This is a genomic window from Stenotrophomonas sp. JAG2 (genome assembly GCF_041080745.1).
In the GTDB taxonomy this organism is placed as follows: Bacteria; Pseudomonadota; Gammaproteobacteria; order Xanthomonadales; family Xanthomonadaceae; genus Stenotrophomonas; species Stenotrophomonas maltophilia_AA.
This window is the reverse complement of sequence record NZ_JBEUMH010000003.1, coordinates 150125-171105: the sequence shown is the minus strand read 5'-3', so window position 1 is coordinate 171105 and position 20981 is coordinate 150125. Positions and strand designations below refer to the sequence as shown.

Here is a 20981-nt window from a genome sequence, read left to right as displayed (position 1 = left end):
CTGTTGCAACACAGGTGTTTTGTTTTGATCAAGCGTTTTGCCGTGCTGCTGAGTGCAGCCGTCGCCATCACCGGCTGCTCCGGCCCCGCCCAGACCTTCGAGATCGACAACCCGGGCGCCACGCCACTGACCCTGCGCATCGATGGCAATGAACTGCCGATCGCCGCGCACGCCTCGCGGCCGGTCAAGCTCAAGCCGGGTGAACATCATCTCCAGACCGAACAACTGGGCGACGTGCGTTTCATCGTCTACGCCAGCGGCAAGGGCGGGTTGATCAACCCGACCCTGGCCGAGTACGTGATCGCCAACGAGATCTACGTCACCGGCGAGGACAAGCTGCAGCACTTCGGCAGCCTGAAGAACCAGATCGCGCTGGGCGGCGTGACCTTCGAAGGGCCATACCAGGCCACCCATGACCTGTTCATCGACCAGGCCTGGAGCTTCGGCGTCCGCGAACCGTTCCCCGAGGTCCAGACCGTGTCCCACGTGGACGCCAGCGGCGGCCGGATCAACGCGAAGATCTTCACCGCCCCGGATTTCATCGCTTACGTCGAAGCAGGCATGGGCCAGCCGGGCGCTTATGCGCGCCAGCAGCCCAAGGGCTACATGGCCCCCGTCTACACACTGGACGCCGCGCCGACCGCCCTGCCCGCACTGGATCCGGCCTTCGAAGCCCATGCCGGCCCGCTGCGCGAGCTGTACAGCCGCTACCTGCAGGCCACCACCGCCGATGCGCAGCTGCAGCTCCAGCAGGAGGCCTTCCAGGCCCAGATGGCGTTCACCGCCGCGACGGCCACGCTGGGCTCCGGCCTGTCCAAGGAGGCGAACGAGGGCTACAACACCTTCGTGCGGACCCGCAGCACGCTGATGGGCAGCGCGGCGCTGGTCGTCCCCTGACCTGACTGGCGCCCTTGGCCCCGCTGCGCTACCGTCGGTTTCCAGACGACGGCGTACGGGGCTTTTCGGCGCATTCGGCTACACTTTCCCTCTTTTCTTCACGACGGTTTCCGATGAATCCGAACTACCTCGACTTCGAGCAACCCATCGCTGATCTGGAGGCGAAGATCCAGGAACTGCGCAGCGCCAGCGCCGGACCTGCGGTCAATGTCGAGGCCGAGGTCAATGCCCTGCAGGACAAGCTGCGGGTGCGCACCGCGCAGATCTTCCGCAACCTGACCTCCTGGCAGGTGCTGCAGCTGGCCCGGCATCCGTCCCGCCCGTACACCGAGGACTACATCCGCATCATCTGCGATGAGTTCCAGGAACTGGCCGGCGACCGCGCCTTCGCCGACGACAAGGCGATCATCGGCGGCCTGGCCCGCATCGGTGGCCGCTCGGTGATGCTGATCGGCCATCAGAAGGGCCGCGACACCAAGGAAAAGATCAGGCGCAACTTCGGCATGCCCAAGCCGGAGGGCTACCGCAAGGCGCTGCGCCTGATGAAGATGGCCGAACGCTTCGGCCTGCCGGTGCTGACCCTGATCGATACCGCCGGCGCCTGGCCGGGCATCGACGCCGAATCGCGCGGCCAGTCCGAAGCGATCGCGCGCAACCTGATGGAAATGGCCGAACTGAAGGTGCCGGTGGTCTGCACCGTGATCGGTGAAGGCGGCTCGGGTGGCGCACTGGCACTGGGCGTGGGCGACCGCACCGTGATGCTGGAGTACAGCGTGTACTCGACCATCAGCCCGGAAGGCTGCGCCTCGATCCTGTGGAAGGACCCGGCCAAGGCCAAGGACGCCGCCGAACAGCTCGGCCTGACCGCCCCGCGCCTGAAGAGCCTGGGCCTGGTCGACAAGGTCCTGCGTGAGCCGACCGGTGGCGCCCACCGCAATCCCAACCAGATGGCCAAGCGCCTCAAGGCCGTGCTGCTCAACGAGCTGGACGTGCTGGAGAAGCTGCCGGTCGACGAACTGCTGCAGAAGCGTTACGAGCGCCTGCGCAGCTACGGGACCTACGAAACAGCCTGATCGGGCTGCGGCGCAGACGAAGAAGCCGGACGCGCAAGCGCCCGGCTTTTTTTTCAGAACGGCTTGGCGAGGACCAGCCAGACCACGCCGATGAACAGCACCAGCGGCAGTTCGTTGAACCAGCGCAGCGCGCGCGAGGACGGCAGCACCCTGCCCTTGACCGCGCCTTTCAGCAGCCGCCCGGTCCACGAGTAATACACCAGCAGCAGCACCACCAGGCCGAGCTTGGCATGCAGCCAGCCCGCCGCGCCGGGGGCGACCATGGTCGGGAAATCCGGAATCACGCGGTAGCCCAGCCACAGCACCAGGCCCAGGATCAGCGCGAGGCCGAACATCATGTGGCCGAACCGATACAGGCGCAGGCCCATCAGCTGCAGCCGCTCGGTCACCGGCAGCTGGCCGGCGGTCTCGCTGAGGTTGACCAGGATCCGCGGCAGGTAGAACACCGCCGCCATCCACGCCACCACGAACAGCAGATGGAAGGTTTTGACCCAGTAATAACTCTGCATGCGCTTGCTCCCGCGGCTGGCGTAGGTTGGCCGCCATTCTCGCACGCCCGGTAGAGCCACCCCATGGGTGGCTGACGCGACCGATCGCCACACCTCAACGACGCATCCACGTGCGCCACGCCGTACGATAGACGCCGCTTTCACCCACGTGCACATCCTCCATGGACAAAACCTACGACGCCGCCTACTTCCAGCGCTGGTACCAGCCTGACCAGACCGGTGGCGCCGCGCGCCTCGCGCGCAAGGTGGCGCTCGCGGTGGCCAGTGCCGAGTACTACCTGGAACGCCCGATCCGCAGCGTGCTCGATATCGGCTGCGGCGAAGGTGCCTGGCGTGCCCCGCTGCTCAAGCTGCGGCCGCGCGTGCAATACCTCGGCTTCGACAGCAGCGATTACGCGGTGCTCCGCTACGGCCGCAGCCGCAACCTGCACCCGGCCAGGGTCGGCGATTTCGCGTGGCTGCGCCCGTGCGCGCCGGTCGATCTTCTGATCTGCTCGGACGTGATGCACTACGTGCCCAGCCGCGAGCTGCGCCCGGCGCTGGAGGGCTTCGCCGAACTGACTGCCGGCGTTGCCTTCCTGGAGGCGTTCACCGCCGAGGACGACTTCGACGGGGATCACGAGGGCTTCCAGGCGCGCCCAGCCCGCTGGTACCGCAGCCAGCTCAAGCGCGTCGGCTTCACCGCGCTGGGCTCGCACTGCTGGCTGTCGCCGGCGCTGGCCGGCCATGCGGCCGCGCTGGAACGCGGCGCACCGTGAGTCTCCATAACAATTGAGACAGGACCCGCATTAACGCGCCCGCGCGGCGGGTACGCTATGCTGCGCGGCAACATAAGACCATACATATTGGACGTCATGCTATATCAGCTGCATGAGTTGACCCGCAACCTGCTCGCCCCGTGGGTGCACCAGGCCCAGGCCAACGCGAAGTTCTTCGCCAATCAAGGTCATTGGTGGTCGCAGATGCCCGGCGCGGATCGCCTGGCCGCTGTGAACGAGCTGTTCCACCGCATCGGCAAGGATTACGAGAAGCCCGAGTGGGGCATCAACGAAATCGACGTCGAGGGCGAGCGCGTGCCGATCGTCGTCCACGAAGAGATCAGCAAGCCGTTCTGCAAACTGCTGCGCTTCAAGCGCCACAGCAATGAAGCCGACCAGCTGCACACCATGCTCAACCAGCCGTTCGTGCTGGTGGTGGCGCCGTTGTCCGGTCACCACGCCACGCTGCTGCGCGATACCGTGCGCACCCTGCTGCGCGACCACCGCGTGTACGTCACCGACTGGGTCGATGCGCGCATGGTGCCGGGCAGCGAAGGCGAGTTCGGGCTGGATGACTACATCGCCTATGTGCAGGAATTCATCCGCCACCTCGGTGCGGAGAAGCTGCATGTGGTCAGCGTCTGCCAGCCGACCGTGCCGGTGCTTGCCGCCGTCTCGCTGATGGCCAGCCGTGGCGAAACCACGCCGCGTTCGCTGGTGATGATGGGTGGCCCGATCGATGCGCGCTGCAGCCCGACCGCGGTCAACAACCTGGCCACGCAGAACCCGATGTCGTGGTTCGAGAACAACGTGATCCACACCGTACCGGCCACCTTCCCGGGTGCCGGCCGCCGCGTGTATCCGGGCTTCCTGCAGCATGCGGGATTCCTGTCGATGAACCCGAGCCGCCATTTCAGTTCGCACTGGGATTTCTATGCCGACCTGGTCAAGGGCGACATGGAAGATGCCGACGCGCACCGTCGTTTCTACGACGAGTACAACGCAGTGCTCGACATGCCGGCCAAGTACTACCTCGACACCATCCGCGTGGTTTTCCAGGAGTTCCTGCTGCCGCGCGGCGAGTGGTACGTGCAGGGTGAACGCGTGGATCCCACCGCGATCACCGGCACTGCGCTGCTGAGCATCGAAGGCGAGCTGGACGACATCGCCGGGCTCGGCCAGACCGAAGCCGCGCAGGCACTGTGCACCGGCATCCCGGCCGCGCATCGCGAGCATTTCATCGTCGAAGGCGCCGGCCACTACGGTATTTTCAGCGGCCGCCGCTGGCGCGAAACGGTCTACCCGAAGGTGCGCGATTTCTTCGCCGCCCATGCGCAGACCGTGGCCAGCAAGCCGAAGAAGGCCGCGAAGATCGCGAGCAACGTCACGCCGCTGCGCCGTAAAGCGGGCTGAGCGATCCGTACCGACCAACGGTCGGTACCTGCAGCGCCGGTAGAACGCTTGACGAACGCCCCCCCGACTCGGGGGGGCACTACCGGATCCTCGGGTTCTGCAGCGCCGGTAGGTGACGACCGTTGGTCGTCACCCTCGCCATCCTCGTGTCCCGTTTACAACCGCACCAGCAGGTGCTTGGCCATCATCCCGTGCAGGCGGCCGATGCCGCGGGCCAGATGCAGCGTCGCGAACAGCAGCAGCACGCCCACCACCGCCAGCAGCGGTGTGATCCAGACCGGCAGCATCTGGCTGCCGTCGATGTGCAGTCCTACGTAGCTGCTGGAGAACAGCGCCGCCACCGGTGCCCAGATCAAGCCCATCGAGGTCGACAACAGCGTGGTGGCGATCGTGAAGTAGACGATGCCCAGCGGCAGCATCAGCACGAAGTACAGCAGGGTCAGCCAGGTCCGCCCGTCAGTGAACATGTCGCCGATGCGCTGCAGCCAGCTGCGGCTGCGGTCGGAGTACGTCGGCCGGCGCGGCATGCGCTCGCCCAGCAGTGCTTCCACCAGCCGTCCTTCCAGCAGTGACAGGCCGCGCACCGAGCCGAAGAACAGCACCGCCACCGGGATGCCGATGATCAGCACCATCAGGCCCAGCGACAGCGACAGGCCGGTGACCACCCAGGTGAAGAAGAACGTGCCGGTGGCGAGCGACAGCAGCATGTAGAACAGCGCGCCATAGGTGCGGGCCTCCAGCGCGACACCGAAGAAACGGGCCAGTGCCGAGCGCGGCCTGGGCGGGGCCGGCGGCGGCACCGATTCCGCGCCGGTGCTGACCGGCGCAGCGCGTCGCAGCGGCGCCGTCCCGGCACTGGGCGTGCGCAGCGCGCGGTTCACGGTGATCTCGGTTTCACGGTAGATGTCGGCGACTTCTTCCGGCGCGCCATAGCTGCCGGCGACATCGGCGATCACCTCGGCCTCGCTGCGGCCGGGCTGGGCGGCCAGCTCCGAACGCAGGTACTCCTCGGCGTCGTACAGGGCGTCCTGCACCATCGCCGGATCGGCGTCGTGCAGCGCCGCGCGCAGCTGGGCCAGATACGCGGGAATGGTGGTCGGCAAGGCCCGACCGGCCACGGACTCGATGTTCATTCGGTTACCCCTTCCAGGACGGAATCGACGGAATCACGGGTGGCGCGCCACGCGGCGATCCATTGCCTGAGCACTTCGCGCCCCGTGTCATTGATGCGGTAGTAGCGGCGCGGCGGACCGGCCACTGACGGTTCAACATGGCTTTCCAGCAACCCGGCCCCTTCCAGGTTGCGCAGCACCGGGTACAGCGCGCTCTGCTTGCCGCTCAGCACGCCCTCGCCGATCCGCTCCAGCTCCTTGGCGATCAGGTACCCGTACAGCGGCTCGCCGGCCTTGGCCAGGACCGCCAGCAGGGCCAGTGAGACCGTGCCGGAGCTGAGCTCTTTCTGGAACTTTTTCAGGTGGACGTCGTGGTCGCTCATGGCGGTCTCCGCTAGCGTGGAGTCCACACTAGTCCGAAGTTCGCTATAGCGGATGTGTCGTTAGTCACCGTGCCGGTGGGCATGGCCGGCTGGCCGTAGCTGGCGTGCTTCGCGCACAATCGGGGCACTACCTTCCTGAACGGGTCCGCCATGTCGCCACGTCGTCCTGCCCTGCTCGCCCTCGCCCTGGCCTGCCTGCTCCCCACCCTGGCCAGCGCGGCCACGCCTTACCGCAGCCCGCAGCAGATCCTGGACGCCTCGCCGGACAGCGACTGGCGCACGCCCGACCCGGCCAACCTGCTGTACATGAACCTGCCGGCCGGCCGCGTCATCATCGAGCTGGCCCCGGCGTTCGCGCCGCAGCACGTGGCCAACATCCAGACCCTTGCCCACGAGCATTTCTGGGATGGCGAGAGCATCTACCGCGCGCAGGACAATTTCGTGGTGCAGTTCGGCGATGCCGACGCCGATGATGCAGCCAAGGCAAAGCCGCTCGGCAGCGCCACGCGCAAGCTCCCGGCCGAGTTCCAGCGCGACAGCAAGGGGCTCAAGGTCAGCCTGCTGCCCGACCGTGATGGCTGGGCCGACCAGACCGGTTTCGTCGACGGCTTCCCGGTGGGCCAGGACCGCAAGGACGGCAAGACCTGGCTGGCGCATTGCTATGGCGCGCTGGGTGCCGGCCGCAACAACGAGGAAGACAGCAGCGTCGGCGCCGAGCTGTACGTGGTGACCGGACAGTCACCGCGTCAGCTGGACCGCAACATTACCGTGGTCGGCCGCGTGCTGCAGGGCATGGAACTGCTCAGCGCCCTGCCGCGCGGCCCGGCGCCGATGGGCTTCTACACCGATCCGGCGCAGCGCACCGCGATCCAGTCGATCCAGCGTGCGAGCGACGTCCCGGCGGCGGAGCGACCCAAGCTGCAGGTGCTGCGCACCGACTCCAGGACCTTCGCCGATGCGACCGAAGCGCGCCGCAACCGCGTCGATGATTTCTACAAGCGCCCGGCGGGCCACATCGACCTGTGCAACATCCCGGTGCCGGTGCGCTGAGGATGAGATAACCGACGCGTCAGCGTCCGGATGCCCCGGTAGAGCCACCCCATGGGTGGCTGCACGCGGACCCGCCGGCCTATCGCTGCGATGCCGCCACGCTGCCAAGGATCAGCACACCCGCCACCACCATCGCGCCGGTCACCGGTTCGCCCAGGAACAACCAGGCGAACAGTGCGCCGAACATCGGCACCAGATAGGTCACGGTGGAGGCGCGCGCCGGGCCGATGCGGGCGATGAGGCGGTAGAACATCAGGAACGCCAGGCCGGTGCAGACCACGCCCAGGGCGATCGCGCAGGCCCAGGACAGCATCGGGATCGGGCCGGTCGGCCAGTGGGTCAGCGCCATCGGCAGCAGCAGGATCGCCGCGCAACCCAGCGTGGCGCCGGCCGAGGCCGCCGGCGGCAGGCCGGTCATGTGGCGCTTCACCAGATTGACGCCCAGGCCGTACAGCAGCGCCGCCAGTGCACCGGCCAGCACCGCCGCGCCGATACTCAGGCCGGAGACCTTGGCCGTCGCCAGCACCACCACCCCCGCGAAGCCGACCAGCAGGGCGATCGCGCGGCGCATGCCGATCTTCTCGCCGAAGAACAGGAAGGCCATCAGCGCGGCGAACAGCACCGTCATCGCATTGCAGATCGCACCGATCGCCGCCGGGGCGCGCTGCGCGGCCCAGGCGAACAGCACGAACGGGATGGCCGAGTTGATCAGGCCGATCGGCGCCAGCCACAGCCAGCGGCGAGCCGGGAACTGCGCCCGCGCCTGCCACAGGAACGGCAGCAGCACGAGCGCGCCGAGCAGCAGCCGCACCTCCACCAGTGCGTAGGGTCCGAAGGCAGGCACGGCCACGCGCATGAACAGGAACGAGCAGCCCCAGATCGCGCCGAGCACGGTCAGCTCCAGCGGCGTGCGCCAATCGCGCTCGACCGTGCCGGCCGCCAACGGCGCCCCGCTCATGACCGGCCCCCCAAGCAGGGCAGACACGCGGGGCAAGCGGAAAGGGACGGCAACATGCGCGTGAATCCTGGGAGGAAGGGCGACAGCATCCGCCCGCCGTTGCGCGCCCACAAGCGCGTAGTATCCGTGCAAGCCACAAACATGATTTGGGTCTCGACCATGATCCTTCGCCCCGCCCTGCTGCCCGCCCTGGGGGTGTTCGCGGTAGCCGCTCGCCACCAGAACTTCGCCCATGCCGCACAGGAACTGCACCTCACCGCCAGTGCGGTCAGCCACCACGTGCGGCGGCTGGAGGATCTGCTGGGCACGGTCCTCTTCCAGCGCCATGCGCGCGGCGTGCGGCTGACCGCCGAGGGCCGCCAGTTGGCCGATGCGGCCGCGGCGGCATTGAGCGATCTCAATGCGGTGGCCGGCAACCTGCATCCCCAGGCCGACATCGTGCCGCTGCGGGTCACCACCATCCGCTCGCTGTCGTACTGCTGGCTGATCCCGCGCCTGCCGCGTTTCACCCACCAGCATCCGCGCATGCGCATCGAACTGCAGACCAGCACCGAGCTGGTCCGCTTCGACGAGACCGGCCCGGAGCTGGGCATCCGCTACGGGCTGGGCCAGTGGCCCGGCATGACCGCGCATCACCTGATGGACGACGAACTGTGCCCGGTCGCCTCGCCGTCCCTGGCGGGCGTCTCGACGCTGCGCGAACCGGCGCAGATCGCTGCCCTGCCGCTGCTCAGCGACATGTCACCGCAGGGCTGGCGCGACTGGTTCCGCGCGGCCGGCGTGCGCGGGCTGGATCTGCCGTCGCTGCACACCTTCAGCGACAGCACCGATGCGATGCGCGCGGCGGTGTATGGCATCGGCGCGGTGCTCGCCCGCAAACACATCGCGCAGCCCTATCTGCAGCGCTACGAGCTGGTGCGCCTGCCCGGGCCTGCGCTCAAGGCACGCTACGCCTACTACGTGGTGCACGCCGAGCACCGCCCGCTCAGCCCGACCGCGCAGGCGTTCATGGACTGGCTCAAGCGCGAGGCGCTGGACGAACGCACCCCGCTGCCCGCGCTCCCCGACGAACTGCTGGGGTTGCCCCCTGCCGACGGCACGCACGACTGAACCGCACGCCGCAGTCCGTCGCGCGTCCTCACCCGGCCTTTTCCGTCCGCTGGCTAGGCTGGAGTCCCTTTCCCCCGAGGCTCGACCCATGGCCCTGTTGCGACTGCGAATCACCGGCACCGAAGACGATGCACGTGCCATCACCGACCTGCTGCAGAGCATCGAGGGGATCGAACACGTCGAAGAAACCGACGACCTGATGCCGCACATGGACGACGACGATTCCAGCTCGGCCGGCCTCTCCGACGACATCGGCCCCGGCACCCACGAACTGGAAGTGGAAGTCGGCAATGCACTCGGCGCCCAGCGCGTGCGCGATGCCGTGCAGGAGCTGGCGCTCGAGCTGGATGTCTTCGTCGAATACGAGCAGGACGAAGGTTGAGTCAACGGTCGTGCCGCGCGTTGAGGCGCGGCACGACCCGTTTCATCAGCGCGCGGCCGCGGCGGCCTTGCGACGCTTGCGGCGGCGCCACAGCGCCACGACCACCGCACCGACCGCCCACACCACCACGCCGACCGGCAGCAGGGCCGCCACCGCGCGGATCACGAAGGCGATGCCGGTGGTGAAGATCGCCCCGAACTCGCTGAACGCCTTGCCGATCTCGCTGCGGCTGCGCTGCCCGGCCGGGCCTTCGAAGTTCATCGTCACCAGCTGGGTATCGATCCGCCGGCGTTGCTGTGCCGCGTCCTTGTTGGCCTGCTCCAGCCCCGCCTCGATCTCCGCCATGCGCTGCGAGACCGCCAGCAGGTCGGCCACCTTCATGTCGCTGCGCTGCTGATACGCCTGCAACTGCGCGTGTTCCTTCTGCAACCGCGTCTGGGTCAGCGCGGTATCGGCCACCTGCTGGGCCAGATCTTCGGCATGCGTGTTGCGCGAGGCCACATCGCCGCCTTCACCGGCCAGGGCGATGATCGGTTCCACGCCCTTCGGCGCGATGCGCACGCGGATCGAGCCGGACCGGGTTTCACCGCCCTCCTCGCCCACCTGCAGGACGGCGCAGTCGCCGAAGCGATTGCTCTGGCAGGCCTCGGAGACCGCCTTGACCCGCGCGCTGATGCGCTGCGCATCGAGCTGGATGCGGATGTCGTGTTCGTAGGCCAGGAACGCGCCTTCCGGCGACGCGACGGCCCCGGCAGCCGCATCGGCGGCGTAGTTCGGCCCGCTGCGGCCACAGGCCACCAGGCCCAACAGCAGCATCCCTGCCAGCCCGGCGCGGGCCCCTCCTGTCCATCCAATCACAGTGCAGCTCCATCAACGGCGGTGAATTTCACAGCGCATGGTAATCCAATGGCACGGGGACAAAGGGGGCCATCGGCCCTATGCTCGGGGATTGTCCCCAGTACAGGAACACCGATGCGCCAGCATCTGCTTGCCCTCGCCCTGATCGCCGCCCTCGGTGGCTGCCAGCAGGCCGACTCCCCGACGCCCGCCACCGGCACCGAAGCGGCCACCCCGGCCGGCGATGCCGCGGTCGATGCGGCCTTCGCCGACCTGTCCAAGCGCGCCCTGGACACCTGGATGCAGCTGTCCCCGATCAGCGCCACGCAGATCGGCGACCACCGCTACGACAGCGAGATCGACGACCTCAGCGCCGCCGGCCAGCAGAAGGTGCTGACCGCGTACAAGGCGCTGCTCGGCGATCTGGACAAGATCGATGTCAGCAAGCTCTCGCGCGAAAACCAGGTGGATGCGGCGATCCTGCGCAACCAGCTGCAGTCCGAAGTCTGGACCGCGGAAGTGCTGCAGTCGCCCAAGTGGGATCCGCAGATGTACAACGGCATGGCCGGCAGCGCGCTGTACGGCCTGATGGCGCGTGAGTTCGCGCCGCTGCCCGACCGCCTGAAGTCGGCGACCGCGCGCATGGAGAAGCTGCCGCAGATCTTCGCCCAGGCCCGCGAGAACCTGGACCCGGCCCGCGTGCCGAAGATCCATGCCGAGACCGTGGCCAAGCAGAACCGCGGCATCCTCAGCATCGTCGATACCTTCATCACCCCGCACATCGGTGAACTGCCGGCCGAAGACCAGAAGCGTCTGCAGGCCGCGATCGACGGCCTGAAGAAGGCCGTCGACGAACAGCAGACCTGGCTGGACAAGACCCTGGTGCCGAACGCCAAGGGTGACTTCCGCATCGGCGCCGACCTGTACGACCAGAAGCTGAAGTTCGCCCTGAACTCCTCGCTCTCGCGCGCCGAGATCGGCGAGCGCGCGCGTGCCGAACTCAAGCGCGTGCGCCAGGACATGTACGGCATCGCGCAGACCGTGCTCAAGGACAAGCCCGGCGCCCCGGCGCTGCCGGCCAACCCGAGCGACGAGCAGCAGCAGGCCGCGATCGAAGCCGCGCTGGAGCTGGCGTATGCCGACAAGCCGGCACGCGACAAGGTCGTTGAAGACGCCAAGGCCGCGCTGGAGCAGTCCACCGAATTCGTGCGCAAGCACGACCTGATGACGCTGCCGGATTCCCCGGTCGACATCATCCTGATGCCGGAATTCCAGCGTGGCGTGGCCGTGGCCTACTGCGATTCGCCGGGCCCGCTCGACAAGAACCTGAAGACCTTCTACGCGGTCTCGCCGATTCCGGACGACTGGACCGACAAGCAGGTCGATTCGTTCCTGCGCGAATACAACAGCCGCATGATCCACCTGCTGAGCATCCACGAAGGCACGCCGGGCCATTACCTGGAAGGCTGGCACTCGGGCAAGTTCCCGTCGACGCTGCGCGCGGTGCTGCGTTCGGGCCTGTTCGCCGAAGGCTGGGCGGTCTACACCGAGCGGATGATGCAGGAGCAGGGTTACCTGGACAACGATCCGCTGTTCCACCTGGTGCAGCTGAAGTTCTACCTGCGTACCATCTCCAACGCGATCCTGGACCAGGGCGTGCACGTGGACAACTGGACGCGTGAGCAGGCGATGCACCTGATGACCCATGACGCCTTCCAGCAGGAAAGCGAAGCCTCGGGCAAGTGGGTGCGTGCACAGCTGACCTCCGCGCAGCTGCCGACCTACTTCGTCGGCGCGCAGGAACACTTCGACACGCGCAAGGCCGTGCAGGACAAGCAGGGGGCGAAGTTCAACCTGAAGGCCTACCACGACCAGATGCTGTCCTACGGCGCTCCGCCGGTGCGCTTCGCGCGCCAGCTGATGCTGGACCAGCCGATCGAGTAAATCCACGCCATGCGTGGATGAGCCTGCAGACGGCCCGGGGATCCCGGGCCGTTTTTTTTTGTCACGGAACCAGATGCATCCACGCCAGGCGTGGACCTACGCGTCGGCGGCCACGAATCCGCCGGTCTGTCGCGCCCACAGGCGTGCATACAACCCGCCCGCCGCGATCAGCTCGGCGTGCGTGCCGGTCTCCACGATGCGGCCCTGGTCCATCACCACCAGCCGGTCCATGCGCGCGATGGTGGACAGCCGGTGCGCGATCGCGATCACCGTCTTGCCGGTCATCAGTTCGTCCAGGTTGTCCTGGATCGCCGCCTCCACTTCCGAATCCAGTGCCGAGGTGGCTTCGTCCAGGACCAGGATCGGCGCATCCTTGAGCAGCACCCGCGCGATCGCGATGCGCTGGCGCTGGCCACCGGAGAGCTTCACTCCGCGCTCGCCGACATGCGCGTCGTAGCCACGACGCCCTTCCCCGTCCACCAGCGTGTCGATGAAAGCCGAGGCACGCGCCTTGGCCACCGCCGCATGCAGCTGTTCCTCGGTCGCATCGGGGCGCCCGTAGAGCAGGTTGTCGCGGATCGAACGGTGCAGCAGCGAGGTGTCCTGGGTGACCACGCCGATCTGCCGGCGCAGGCTTTCCTGGGTAATTCCTGCGATGTCCTGGCCGTCGATGCGGATCTGTCCGCTTTCCAGGTCGTACAGGCGCAGCAGCACGTTGACCAGGGTCGACTTGCCGGCACCCGAGGGACCGACCAGGCCGATCTTCTCGCCCGGTTTCACGTTCAGATCGAGTCCGGCGATCACCCCGCCGCTCTTGCCGTAATGGAAATGGATGTGATCGAAATGCACGGCGCCCTGGCTGACCAGCAAGGGCACGGCATCGGCACGGTCCTGCACGGTCAGCGGCTGCGAGATGGTGGTGATGCCGTCCTGCACCGTACCGATATCCTCGAAGATGCCGTTGATCGTCCACATGATCCAGCCGGACATGTTGTGGATGCGGATCACCAGGCCGGTGGCCAGGGTGATCGCACCCACCGTGATGTGCCCACCGTTCCACAGCCACAGCGCCAGCGCGCACGTGCCGACGATCAGGAAACCGTTGACGACGGCGATGGTCACTTCCAGCCCGGTGGTGACACGGGTCTGGCCGCGGTGCTTGGTCGCCAGTTCCCCGATCGCTTCGGCCACGTAGGCCTGCTCGCGCCCGCCATGGGCGAACAGCTTCAGCGTGGGCACGTTGGTGTAGCCATCCACGATGCGGCCCATCGCCTTGGAACGCGCCTCCGAGGCAAGCCACGCCCGCTCCTTGGCGCGCGGCACGAAGTACCACATGATCACCACGTAGCTGCCCATCCACAGGGCCAGCGGAATCATCAGCCGCCAGTCGGCCTGTGCGAACAGGTACAGCGCGGTGCCGGTGTAGACCAGGATGTACCAGACCGAATCGACCATCTGCACCGCCGACTCGCGCAGCGAGGTGCCGGTCTGCATCACCCGGTTGGCCATGCTGCCGGCGAAGTCGTTCTGGAAGAAGCTCAGGCTCTGCCGCACCACGTAGTTGTGCATCAGCCAGCGCGAGCGGTTGCTCAAGCCCGGCACGATCGCCTGGTTGACCAGCAGACTGTGCAGCGATACCAGCAGCGGCCGTGCGATCAGGGTGATGCCGGCCATCCACAGCAGTGTGTTGGCATGCCGTGCAAAGAAATCACTGCCGGGCTGCTCGGCGACCATGTCCACGATGCGGCCCAGAAAATCGAACATCGCCACTTCGACCAGTGCCAGCAGCAGGCCGGCGATCAACGTGGCCAGCAGCACCGGCCAGACCGGGCGCAGGTAATGGATATAGAACGGCACCACCTTGCGGGGTGGCATGCGCGCGTCGATCGGCGGGAAGACCGGAATAATCGATTCGAACCAGCGGAACATCGCAGTGCACCAAAAACAAAACAGGCCGCGATTATCCCACCGCGGCCTGCCCTTTTACTCTCACCCCCATCACAGGCCGGCGACGGGGTTCAGCCCTTGGCCTCCACGGCGATCGGCATCAGCAGCAGGTCCTGGAAATCGAAACTGAAATCGGTGAGCGAGGACACTGCCTGCATGCGCACCTCGCGGACCTTGCCGTCCGGATCGAGGCTGAAATTCACGAAGGCATCGGCATTGAGCGAACGATCATCCCAGCGCACCAGGAAGGTATCGTGCTGCCAATGCTCCAGCGTACCGATCAACTGCGCGGTCTTGCCGAAGCGCAGGCGCAGCTTGCCGCCCTGCTGTTCGACGAACACATCGCCGTACCACGCGTCGCGGTAACCACCGGCATAGCGCGACAGCGGCAGCGACGGCCTGGATTTCGCATCGCGCGCGGCCTGGTGCCTGGCCCAGCCTTCGTCTGCTTTCTCCTGTGACTTGGCAACGGCAGCGGCATAGGCGGCGACCCAGTCGGTGGCCGGGGCCTGCAGGTAAGCGTCCAGCGCTTCCATCGTGATGGCGTTGAAGGCCGCGCCGACTTCCTGGTTGGTGAGCACCACGATGCCCAGCTTGTGCTCCGGCACCAGGGTCACGCGCGACACCATCCCCGGCCAGCCGCCGGTATGCCAGACCAGTTTCTGGCCGCGGTAGTCGCTGAGGCTCCAGCCTTCGCCATAGCCGGCGAAGTTCGGCCGCGCCGCGGCCAGCTGCGGCACGCTCGGCTCGGGCACGACCTGCGGCGTGATCATCTGCCACATCGCCTGCTGGGTCTTGGCGGTGAACAGCGGCTGCCCGTTCTCCAGCGTGCCCTGGGCCAGCTGCACGTTCATCCAGCGCGCCATGTCGTGGACGCTGGAATAGATGCCGCCGGCGCCGGCATTGTTGGACCAGGTCAGCGGCGCGACGGTGCGCAGCTGGCTGAAATCGAACTTGGCGTGTCCGACCGCGGCGTTGTCGCCGGGCTGCAGATGGTCGGCGTTGTAGCGGGTGCCGCGCATCCCGACCGGCGTGAAGATGTGCTGCTGCAGGAAGTCCGCATAGGTCTGCCCGGACACCTGCTCGATCACCTGCTGGGCGACCGCGTAGAGAATGTTGTCGTAGGCATAGCGATCACGGAAACCCGCCTTCAGCGGCACCTTGCCCAGACGCTGCACCACCTCTTTGTTGCTGTAGGAGGTGGTCGGCCAGAACAGCAGGTCGCCCGCCCCCAGGCTCAGGCCACTGCGGTGCGAAAGCAGATCGCGGATGCGCATCTCACCGGTGACGTACGGATCGGACATGCGGAAGCCGGGCAGATGATCGATCACCCGGTCGTCCATCTTCAGCTTGCCCTGCTCGGCCAGCAGGTTCAGCGAGGTGGCGGTGAACGCCTTGGTGTTGGAGGCGATCGCGAACAGCGTATCGGCCTGGACCGGATCCGGCTTGCCCAGTTCGCGCACGCCGTAGCCGCGTTCCATCACCACCTTGCCATCCTTGACCACCGCCACGGCAATGCCGGGAATGTCGAACTCGGTGCGAGCGCGTTCGATGGTGGCGTCCAGCCGCTGCAGTTCGGCCGGCACGGCGGCCGATGCCAAGGGTGCGCATGCGAGCAGCACGGCGCCTCCGATCCAGGATGTGTTCAAGCAGTGTCTCCGGTTGCGTGTGGCGGGGGCGTCGAGGGTCGCGATGCCCCGGTTTCGCACGATGGTAACGCGGCCCGGATCAGGCTCGCCTGTGCCAGAAGGAGGCCCGTCATGACCGCGCCCGCCGCGACCACCGCCACCATCATTCCCTGCCTGCGCTACCGCGATGCCCACGCCGCGATTGCCTGGCTGCAGCAGGCGTTCGGCTTCCAGAAACACGCGGTGTACGCCGATGGCGATACCGTCCACCACGCCCAACTTGTGTACGGCCACGGCATGATCATGCTGGGCTCGGTGGACAACGCCAGCGAATGGGGCCGTTACAGCGTCCACCCCGATGAGGTCGACGGCCGCCAGACGCAGACGGCCTGCGTCATCGTCGCCGACCCGGACGCGCACCACGCGCGTGCCGTCGCCGCTGGTGCGCGGATCGTGATCGAGATCGCCGACCAGCCTTATGGTGGCCGCGGTTACGCCTGCCGGGACCTGGAAGGCTATCTGTGGTGGTTCGGCAGTTACGATCCGTGGGCCGACCCCGCGGGCGGCGCATGAGCACAGCGGCCGGCTCCATCTGCACGGGTATCGGTGGCTGGGTGTTCCCGGCGTGGCGCGGCGGCACGTTCTATCCGGCCGGGCTGCCGCAACGCGAGGAACTGGCCTACGCCAGCCAACAGCTGGGCTGCATCGAGATCAACAGCACGTTCTACCGCGCGCAGAAGCCGGCCATCTATGCGCAGTGGCGCGAACAGACGCCCGAAGGTTTCCGTTTCTCGGCCAAGGCGCCGCGCACGATCACCCAGACCCATGACCTCACCACGGTCGGCGAACGTGCCGAGCGTTTCATCGATGGCATCGCGGCGCTGGAAGACCGGCTTGGCCCGTTGATCTGGCAGTTCGGCGACAGCCATCCGGCCGGTGCGGCCGAGTTCGATCGCTTCCTGGCGATGCTGCCGCACAAGGTCGATGGCCACCGCCTGCAGCACGCACTGGAGGTGCGCAATCCCGCGGCGTGGACGCCCGGGCTGCTGACCGCCGCCCGTGCGCATGGCGCCGCGCTGGTGTTCAGTGGCTCGGACGAGCATCCCAGCTTCGCCGACCCCACGGCGGACTTCATCTATGCGCGGTTGATGGGCTCGCGCGCCAACCTGCGTGCCGGCTACCCGGCACGTGCGATGGAGCAGTGGTGCCTGCGGGCGATGCGTTGGGCCCGGGGCGAGGACAATCCGGACCTGCCCCATCTGGGCGCCGAGGTGCCTGCCTCGCCGCCGCGCGAGGTCTATGTGCTGTTCATCGGGGCGGCCAAGCAGCGCAATCCCGGCGCGGCGATGGCCCTGCGCGACCAGCTGCAACAGCTCGGCGGCGGCTGACGCCCTTAGCCGCGCCGGCGGCGTTGCGCCAGCGCGCCATCCAGCCACCACAGCAGCCCGCCGCACACGACGAACACCACCGCCACGGCCAGCACGTTGCGCAGGACCAGCACGAGGCCCAGCGTGCCCAGGTCCAGGAAGGGGTACGGGTACTGGCCACTGACCCGGCCGACCAGCAGCGCCCAGCCGAGATAGACCATCGGAAACGCCAGCGCGCCGAGCAGCCCGCGCCGGTGCAGGCCACCGTGCGGGCCGGCCAGCCAGCCCAGCAGGTACAGCACCGGTACGGCGTAATGCAGGCCCCCGTCTGCCCACCATTGCGCGCCCTGCGGGTGCCACAACGGGCGCAGGATGATCACGTAGATCAACCCGGTGATGCCGATGAACAACGCCACCGCCGCGCGCGGGGCGGGGCCGGCCAGGGAGTCGCCACGGCCGCGGGCCAGTGCCAGGCAGACCGCGGCCACCCCGATGTTGCTGAGGATGGTGAAGTAGCCCAGGTAACGCAGCGTCGCGTCCGCCGCACCCAGGCCGGGCGTGCGCAGCAGCAGGTGGTACTGCAGCAGCAGGGAGGCCACGGCAATGACCGCGGTCAGGCCGGCCCAGGCGCGCAGCGCGGAGGTCGGGGCGGCACGGACGGGATCGGTGCGGAGGCGTGTCATCGCCGCAGGATGCCACGGCCGTGCAGCGGATCGCGTGGAAGGCATCCTTCGCGGCGCGGCTTGCCGCACAATATGCCGATGCCGATGACCGATACCCGCAGAGCCCTGCTGCAAATCCATTTCTGTGTGCTGCTGTGGGGCGTCACGGCCATCCTCGGCAAGCTGATCACCCTGCCCGCCCTGCCGCTGGTGTGGTGGCGCATGCTGCTGGTGGTGGCGATGCTGGCGCTGGTGCCACGCGTCTGGCGCGGCCTGCGCCAGCTGTCGCCGCGTCTCGTGGCCGGCTACTGCGGCGTGGGCGCCCTGGTCGCCCTGCACTGGCTGACCTTCTATGGTGCGGTGAAGTTGGCCAATGCCTCGGTGGCGGCCACCTGCATCGCGCTGGCGCCGGTGTTCACCGCAGTGATTGAACCGTGGGTGGCCAAACGTCCCTTCCAGTTCCGCGAACTGGCCTTCGGCCTCCTGGTGCTGCCCGGCGTCGCGCTGGTGGTCGGTGGCGTGCCGGACGGCATGCGCCTGGGCGTGCTCATCGGCGCGTTGTCGGCGCTGCTGGTGGCGATCTTCGGCTCGTTCAACAAGCGTCTGGTCAGCCACGCCGACCCGCTGACCGTGACCGCGCTGGAACTCGGTGCGGGTACCCTCACCCTGACCCTGCTGGCGCCGGCGCTGCCGTTCCTGCTGCCGGCCCTGGCCAGCCCGTTGTGGGTGATCCCGGACCTGCACGACGGCCTGCTGCTGCTGGCCCTGGCCGGGCTGTGCACGCTGCTGCCGTTCGCGCTCGCGCTGGTGGCGCTGCGCCATATCAGCGCCTATACCTCGCAGCTGGTGACCAATCTCGAACCGGTCTACGCGATCCTGCTGGCGATGGTGCTGCTCAGCGAGCAGCGCGAGTTGACGCCGCTGTTCTATGCGGGCGTGGCGATCATCGTCGGCGCGGTGTTCCTGCACCCGCTGCTCAACCGCCGCAGGAAGGTCCAGCACCCGGAAATCCTGGCGACCTCCGAGGCGCGCAACATCGCCGAGTGAGGCGAAGGCCCCTCAGTCGGCGCGGATGACCCGGTTGCGGCCGTCGCCCTTGGCCCGGTACAGCGCGGCATCGGCGCGGGCCAAGGTCTGCTCGATCCCGTCGCCAGGGCGGTGCGCGGCCACCCCGATGCTGATCGTCAGCGGCAGGCCCAACGGCAGATCGGCCACCGCCATGCGCAGGAAGTCGCACTGCAGTTCGGCCGTGGCCAGCGGGGTATCCGGCATCAGCACCACGAACTCCTCGCCACCGTATCGCGCGGCCAGGCCGTGCCCGGCGAAATGCGCGCGCAGCAGCCGCGCCAGTTCCGCCAGTACATGGTCGCCGGTGGCGTGGCCGTAGAGATCGTTGACGGTCTTGAAGTGATCGATGTCGAGCAGCGCCACCGCGGTCGCACGCGGTTGGCCATCGGCATCGACCACGGCCGCTTCCAGCGCGGCGCTCATCGCACGGCGGTTGGGCAGGCCGGTGAGCGGATCGGTCCGGCTCTGCTCGGCCAGGTCGGAGTTCTGCTGCTCCAGCAGTTCGTTGTATTCGGCCAGGCGCTGCTCGTACCAGGCGCGGTCGGTCATGTGCTGCTGGATTTCATGGGCATACCGGCGCAGCTCCATCACCAGCGAGACCTGTCGCGACAACGCCGACAAGGCCTCGCGCTGGCCCACGCTCAGGTGCCCCGGAAGGGCATCGAACACGCACAGCGTGCCCAGCGGCAGCCCTTCGCTGCTCAGCAGGGGGGCACCGGCATAGAACCGGACATGCGGATCGTCGACCACCACCGGATTGTCGAAGAAGCGCGGATCGGCAAGGGCGTCTTCGACCACCATCACCTGGTCCGGCTGCAGGATGGCGTGACCGCAGAAGGAAATGTCCCGGTGCGTTTCAGCCGCCTCGAGCAGCTGCCGCGACTTGAACCACTGGCGGTCCTGGTCGACCAGGGTCACCGCGCCCATGCGGGTGCCGCACAGCGCGGTGGCGATCGTGACCAGATCGTCGAAGGAGCGCTCGCGGGGCGTGTCCAGGATCTGGTACCGCTGCAGCGCCAACAGGCGCTGCGCTTCGTTGTCCGGTTTGGACGGCTTGATCATCGTGGCAGGCGGTAGCGTGTGCCTGCGCAGTCTAGCCCGGGTGCGGCGTCAGCACGTGACGCACGGTTATCACCAGTCCAGCTGTTTGGGCAGCAGACCCTTGAGCTCGGCATCGGTGAGGTTGCGCCACTGCCCCGGCTTGAGCGCGCCGAGCTTGATGTTGTCGATGCGCACGCGGCGCAGCTGGGTGACGCGGAAGCCGAACGCGGCGGCCATCAGGCGGATCTGCCGGTTCAGGCCCTGCTGCAGGGTGATCCGGAAGCCGAACTTGGCCAGTTTGCTGGTCCGGCACGGCAGCGTGACTTCATCACGGATGCGCACGCCACGGGCCATGCCGCGCAGGAACTCATCGGTGACGGCCTTGTTGACCGCGACCATGTATTCCTTCTGGTGGCCGTTCTCGGCGCGCAGGATCTGGTTGACGATGTTGCCGTTGCTGGTGAGCAGGATCAGGCCTTCCGAATCCTTGTCCAGGCGGCCGATCGGGAAGATGCGCTGCTCGTGGCCGACGAACTCCACGATGTTGCCCTTCACCGAGCTCTCGGTGGTGCAGGTGATGCCCACCGGCTTGTTCAGCGCGATGTAGACGTGCTTGCGGCCACCGGCCTTCTTCGCTTCGCGCGCGCGCAGCGGCTGGCCGTCGACCAGCACCACGTCCTGTTCGCCCACCACCGCACCGGTGCCGGCCGGATGGCCGTTGACGGTGACGCGGCGCTCGCCGATCAGGCGGTCGGCTTCGCGCCGGGAACAGAAGCCGGTGTCGGCGATATGCTTGTTGAGTCGGGTTGTCATCGGCCCATTATCGGGCAAAAGGCGGCCGC

The 20981-nt window shown here is 67.6% G+C and carries 21 protein-coding genes; 11 read left to right on the top strand and 10 right to left on the bottom strand.

What is annotated here, in order from left to right; genetic code table 11:
- The first annotated feature begins 24 nt into the window (after window positions 1–24).
- Together AB9O74_RS04900 and AB9O74_RS04895 are read left to right on the top strand one after the other, a co-directional pair.
- Complete coding sequence (locus AB9O74_RS04900) at window positions 25–897, top strand: hypothetical protein (protein ID WP_176989971.1); 873 nt, start codon at window positions 25–27, stop codon at window positions 895–897.
- A 113-nt stretch (window positions 898–1010) separates the two neighbouring features.
- Window positions 1011–1970: an acetyl-CoA carboxylase carboxyltransferase subunit alpha gene (locus AB9O74_RS04895; protein ID WP_176989972.1), complete on the top strand. Its 960-nt coding sequence runs from the start codon at window positions 1011–1013 to the stop codon at window positions 1968–1970.
- 53 nt (window positions 1971–2023) lie between these two features.
- Here AB9O74_RS04895 and AB9O74_RS04890 read toward each other — a convergent pair whose 3' ends face one another.
- The gene (locus AB9O74_RS04890; RefSeq protein WP_346492266.1) at window positions 2024–2479 is read right to left on the bottom strand and encodes a CopD family protein; all 456 of its coding nucleotides are present in this window, start codon (window positions 2477–2479) and stop codon (window positions 2024–2026) included.
- 161 nt (window positions 2480–2640) lie between these two features.
- On the opposite strand from AB9O74_RS04890, the gene AB9O74_RS04885 reads away from it, so the two are divergent.
- Window positions 2641–3237: a class I SAM-dependent methyltransferase gene (locus AB9O74_RS04885; protein WP_369348640.1), complete on the top strand. Its 597-nt coding sequence runs from the start codon at window positions 2641–2643 to the stop codon at window positions 3235–3237.
- A gap of 57 nt (window positions 3238–3294) precedes the next feature.
- Window positions 3295–4650, top strand: a complete 1356-nt coding sequence (locus tag AB9O74_RS04880; protein ID WP_176989975.1) for a polyhydroxyalkanoate depolymerase — start codon at window positions 3295–3297, stop codon at window positions 4648–4650.
- Window positions 4651–4805: 155 nt separating this feature from the next.
- Here the strand turns inward: AB9O74_RS04880 and AB9O74_RS04875 are convergent, their stop codons facing one another.
- Both AB9O74_RS04875 and AB9O74_RS04870 read right to left on the bottom strand, forming a co-directional pair.
- The gene (locus AB9O74_RS04875) at window positions 4806–5783 is read right to left on the bottom strand and encodes a sensor domain-containing protein (protein ID WP_369348639.1); all 978 of its coding nucleotides are present in this window, start codon (window positions 5781–5783) and stop codon (window positions 4806–4808) included.
- On the bottom strand, window positions 5780–6145 hold the full coding sequence (locus AB9O74_RS04870) for a PadR family transcriptional regulator (RefSeq protein ID WP_369348638.1): 366 nt from the start codon (window positions 6143–6145) through the stop codon (window positions 5780–5782). The genes AB9O74_RS04875 and AB9O74_RS04870 overlap by 4 nt, the downstream gene beginning before the upstream one ends.
- A 150-nt stretch (window positions 6146–6295) precedes the next feature.
- Between AB9O74_RS04870 and AB9O74_RS04865 the strand changes: the two genes are divergently transcribed.
- Window positions 6296–7195 carry a peptidylprolyl isomerase gene (locus AB9O74_RS04865; protein WP_369348637.1) on the top strand — a complete coding sequence of 300 codons (900 nt, stop codon included), beginning with the start codon at window positions 6296–6298 and terminating at the stop codon, window positions 7193–7195.
- Window positions 7196–7274: 79 nt separating this feature from the next.
- Here AB9O74_RS04865 and AB9O74_RS04860 read toward each other — a convergent pair whose 3' ends face one another.
- Entirely contained in the window at window positions 7275–8153 is an 879-nt protein-coding gene (locus AB9O74_RS04860; RefSeq protein WP_176989979.1) for a DMT family transporter, read from the bottom strand.
- 159 nt (window positions 8154–8312) lie between these two features.
- On the opposite strand from AB9O74_RS04860, the gene AB9O74_RS04855 reads away from it, so the two are divergent.
- Complete coding sequence (locus AB9O74_RS04855; RefSeq protein ID WP_346479459.1) at window positions 8313–9263, top strand: LysR substrate-binding domain-containing protein; 951 nt, start codon at window positions 8313–8315, stop codon at window positions 9261–9263.
- An 88-nt stretch (window positions 9264–9351) separates the two neighbouring features.
- The gene (locus tag AB9O74_RS04850; RefSeq protein ID WP_019184421.1) at window positions 9352–9645 is read left to right on the top strand and encodes a hypothetical protein; all 294 of its coding nucleotides are present in this window, start codon (window positions 9352–9354) and stop codon (window positions 9643–9645) included.
- A 45-nt stretch (window positions 9646–9690) separates the two neighbouring features.
- Here AB9O74_RS04850 and AB9O74_RS04845 read toward each other — a convergent pair whose 3' ends face one another.
- A complete protein-coding gene (locus AB9O74_RS04845) occupies window positions 9691–10461 on the bottom strand; it encodes a DUF4349 domain-containing protein (protein ID WP_369348636.1) in 771 nt (256 codons plus the stop codon).
- Between the two features lie 156 nt (window positions 10462–10617).
- Here AB9O74_RS04845 and AB9O74_RS04840 point away from each other — a divergent pair, with 156 nt between their 5' ends.
- Window positions 10618–12426, top strand: coding sequence for a DUF885 domain-containing protein (locus AB9O74_RS04840; protein WP_176989982.1), 1809 nt, complete (start codon window positions 10618–10620; stop codon window positions 12424–12426).
- 96 nt (window positions 12427–12522) lie between these two features.
- Here the strand turns inward: AB9O74_RS04840 and smrA are convergent, their stop codons facing one another.
- A complete protein-coding gene (smrA, locus tag AB9O74_RS04835; protein WP_369348635.1) occupies window positions 12523–14355 on the bottom strand; it encodes a multidrug efflux ABC transporter SmrA in 1833 nt (610 codons plus the stop codon).
- An 89-nt stretch (window positions 14356–14444) separates the two neighbouring features.
- Window positions 14445–16022 carry a serine hydrolase gene (locus tag AB9O74_RS04830; protein WP_369348634.1) on the bottom strand — a complete coding sequence of 526 codons (1578 nt, stop codon included), beginning with the start codon at window positions 16020–16022 and terminating at the stop codon, window positions 14445–14447.
- Between the two features lie 111 nt (window positions 16023–16133).
- Between AB9O74_RS04830 and AB9O74_RS04825 the strand changes: the two genes are divergently transcribed.
- Both AB9O74_RS04825 and AB9O74_RS04820 read left to right on the top strand, forming a co-directional pair.
- The gene (locus AB9O74_RS04825; protein ID WP_369348633.1) at window positions 16134–16574 is read left to right on the top strand and encodes a VOC family protein; all 441 of its coding nucleotides are present in this window, start codon (window positions 16134–16136) and stop codon (window positions 16572–16574) included.
- Complete coding sequence (locus tag AB9O74_RS04820) at window positions 16571–17389, top strand: DUF72 domain-containing protein (protein ID WP_369348632.1); 819 nt, start codon at window positions 16571–16573, stop codon at window positions 17387–17389. Before AB9O74_RS04825 ends, AB9O74_RS04820 begins: the two co-directional genes overlap by 4 nt.
- 5 nt (window positions 17390–17394) lie before the next feature.
- On the opposite strand, the gene AB9O74_RS04815 is transcribed toward AB9O74_RS04820, so the two are convergent.
- Window positions 17395–18051, bottom strand: coding sequence for a Pr6Pr family membrane protein (locus tag AB9O74_RS04815; protein ID WP_369348631.1), 657 nt, complete (start codon window positions 18049–18051; stop codon window positions 17395–17397).
- 78 nt (window positions 18052–18129) lie between these two features.
- On the opposite strand from AB9O74_RS04815, the gene AB9O74_RS04810 reads away from it, so the two are divergent.
- Window positions 18130–19077 (top strand): DMT family transporter, encoded by a 948-nt coding sequence (locus tag AB9O74_RS04810; protein WP_179459402.1) that lies wholly within the window; start codon window positions 18130–18132, stop codon window positions 19075–19077.
- A gap of 12 nt (window positions 19078–19089) precedes the next feature.
- On the opposite strand, the gene AB9O74_RS04805 is transcribed toward AB9O74_RS04810, so the two are convergent.
- On the bottom strand, window positions 19090–20160 hold the full coding sequence (locus AB9O74_RS04805; RefSeq protein ID WP_369348630.1) for a GGDEF domain-containing protein: 1071 nt from the start codon (window positions 20158–20160) through the stop codon (window positions 19090–19092).
- A 69-nt stretch (window positions 20161–20229) separates the two neighbouring features.
- Window positions 20230–20952 carry a pseudouridine synthase gene (locus tag AB9O74_RS04800; RefSeq protein ID WP_019184431.1) on the bottom strand — a complete coding sequence of 241 codons (723 nt, stop codon included), beginning with the start codon at window positions 20950–20952 and terminating at the stop codon, window positions 20230–20232.
- Between the last annotated feature and the right edge of the window lie 29 nt (window positions 20953–20981).

Bases quoted from the DNA above. Each gene is read 5' to 3' on its own strand.
- AB9O74_RS04895 (WP_176989972.1), top strand. From the start codon at position 1,011: ATGAATCCGAACTACCTCGACTTCGAGCAACCCATCGCTGATCTGGAG.
- AB9O74_RS04890 (WP_346492266.1), bottom strand. From the start codon at position 2,479: ATGCAGAGTTATTACTGGGTCAAAACCTTCCATCTGCTGTTCGTGGTG.
- AB9O74_RS04885 (WP_369348640.1), top strand. From the start codon at position 2,641: ATGGACAAAACCTACGACGCCGCCTACTTCCAGCGCTGGTACCAGCCT.
- AB9O74_RS04880 (WP_176989975.1), top strand. From the start codon at position 3,295: ATGCTGCGCGGCAACATAAGACCATACATATTGGACGTCATGCTATAT.
- AB9O74_RS04875 (WP_369348639.1), bottom strand. From the start codon at position 5,783: ATGAACATCGAGTCCGTGGCCGGTCGGGCCTTGCCGACCACCATTCCC.
- AB9O74_RS04870 (WP_369348638.1), bottom strand. From the start codon at position 6,145: ATGAGCGACCACGACGTCCACCTGAAAAAGTTCCAGAAAGAGCTCAGC.
- AB9O74_RS04865 (WP_369348637.1), top strand. From the start codon at position 6,296: ATGTCGCCACGTCGTCCTGCCCTGCTCGCCCTCGCCCTGGCCTGCCTG.
- AB9O74_RS04860 (WP_176989979.1), bottom strand. From the start codon at position 8,153: ATGAGCGGGGCGCCGTTGGCGGCCGGCACGGTCGAGCGCGATTGGCGC.
- AB9O74_RS04855 (WP_346479459.1), top strand. From the start codon at position 8,313: ATGATCCTTCGCCCCGCCCTGCTGCCCGCCCTGGGGGTGTTCGCGGTA.
- AB9O74_RS04850 (WP_019184421.1), top strand. From the start codon at position 9,352: ATGGCCCTGTTGCGACTGCGAATCACCGGCACCGAAGACGATGCACGT.
- AB9O74_RS04845 (WP_369348636.1), bottom strand. From the start codon at position 10,461: ATGCTGCTGTTGGGCCTGGTGGCCTGTGGCCGCAGCGGGCCGAACTAC.
- AB9O74_RS04840 (WP_176989982.1), top strand. From the start codon at position 10,618: ATGCGCCAGCATCTGCTTGCCCTCGCCCTGATCGCCGCCCTCGGTGGC.
- smrA (WP_369348635.1), bottom strand. From the start codon at position 14,355: ATGTTCCGCTGGTTCGAATCGATTATTCCGGTCTTCCCGCCGATCGAC.
- AB9O74_RS04825 (WP_369348633.1), top strand. From the start codon at position 16,134: ATGACCGCGCCCGCCGCGACCACCGCCACCATCATTCCCTGCCTGCGC.
- AB9O74_RS04820 (WP_369348632.1), top strand. From the start codon at position 16,571: ATGAGCACAGCGGCCGGCTCCATCTGCACGGGTATCGGTGGCTGGGTG.
- AB9O74_RS04815 (WP_369348631.1), bottom strand. From the start codon at position 18,051: ATGACACGCCTCCGCACCGATCCCGTCCGTGCCGCCCCGACCTCCGCG.
- AB9O74_RS04810 (WP_179459402.1), top strand. From the start codon at position 18,130: ATGCCGATGACCGATACCCGCAGAGCCCTGCTGCAAATCCATTTCTGT.
- AB9O74_RS04805 (WP_369348630.1), bottom strand. From the start codon at position 20,160: ATGATCAAGCCGTCCAAACCGGACAACGAAGCGCAGCGCCTGTTGGCG.
- AB9O74_RS04800 (WP_019184431.1), bottom strand. From the start codon at position 20,952: ATGACAACCCGACTCAACAAGCATATCGCCGACACCGGCTTCTGTTCC.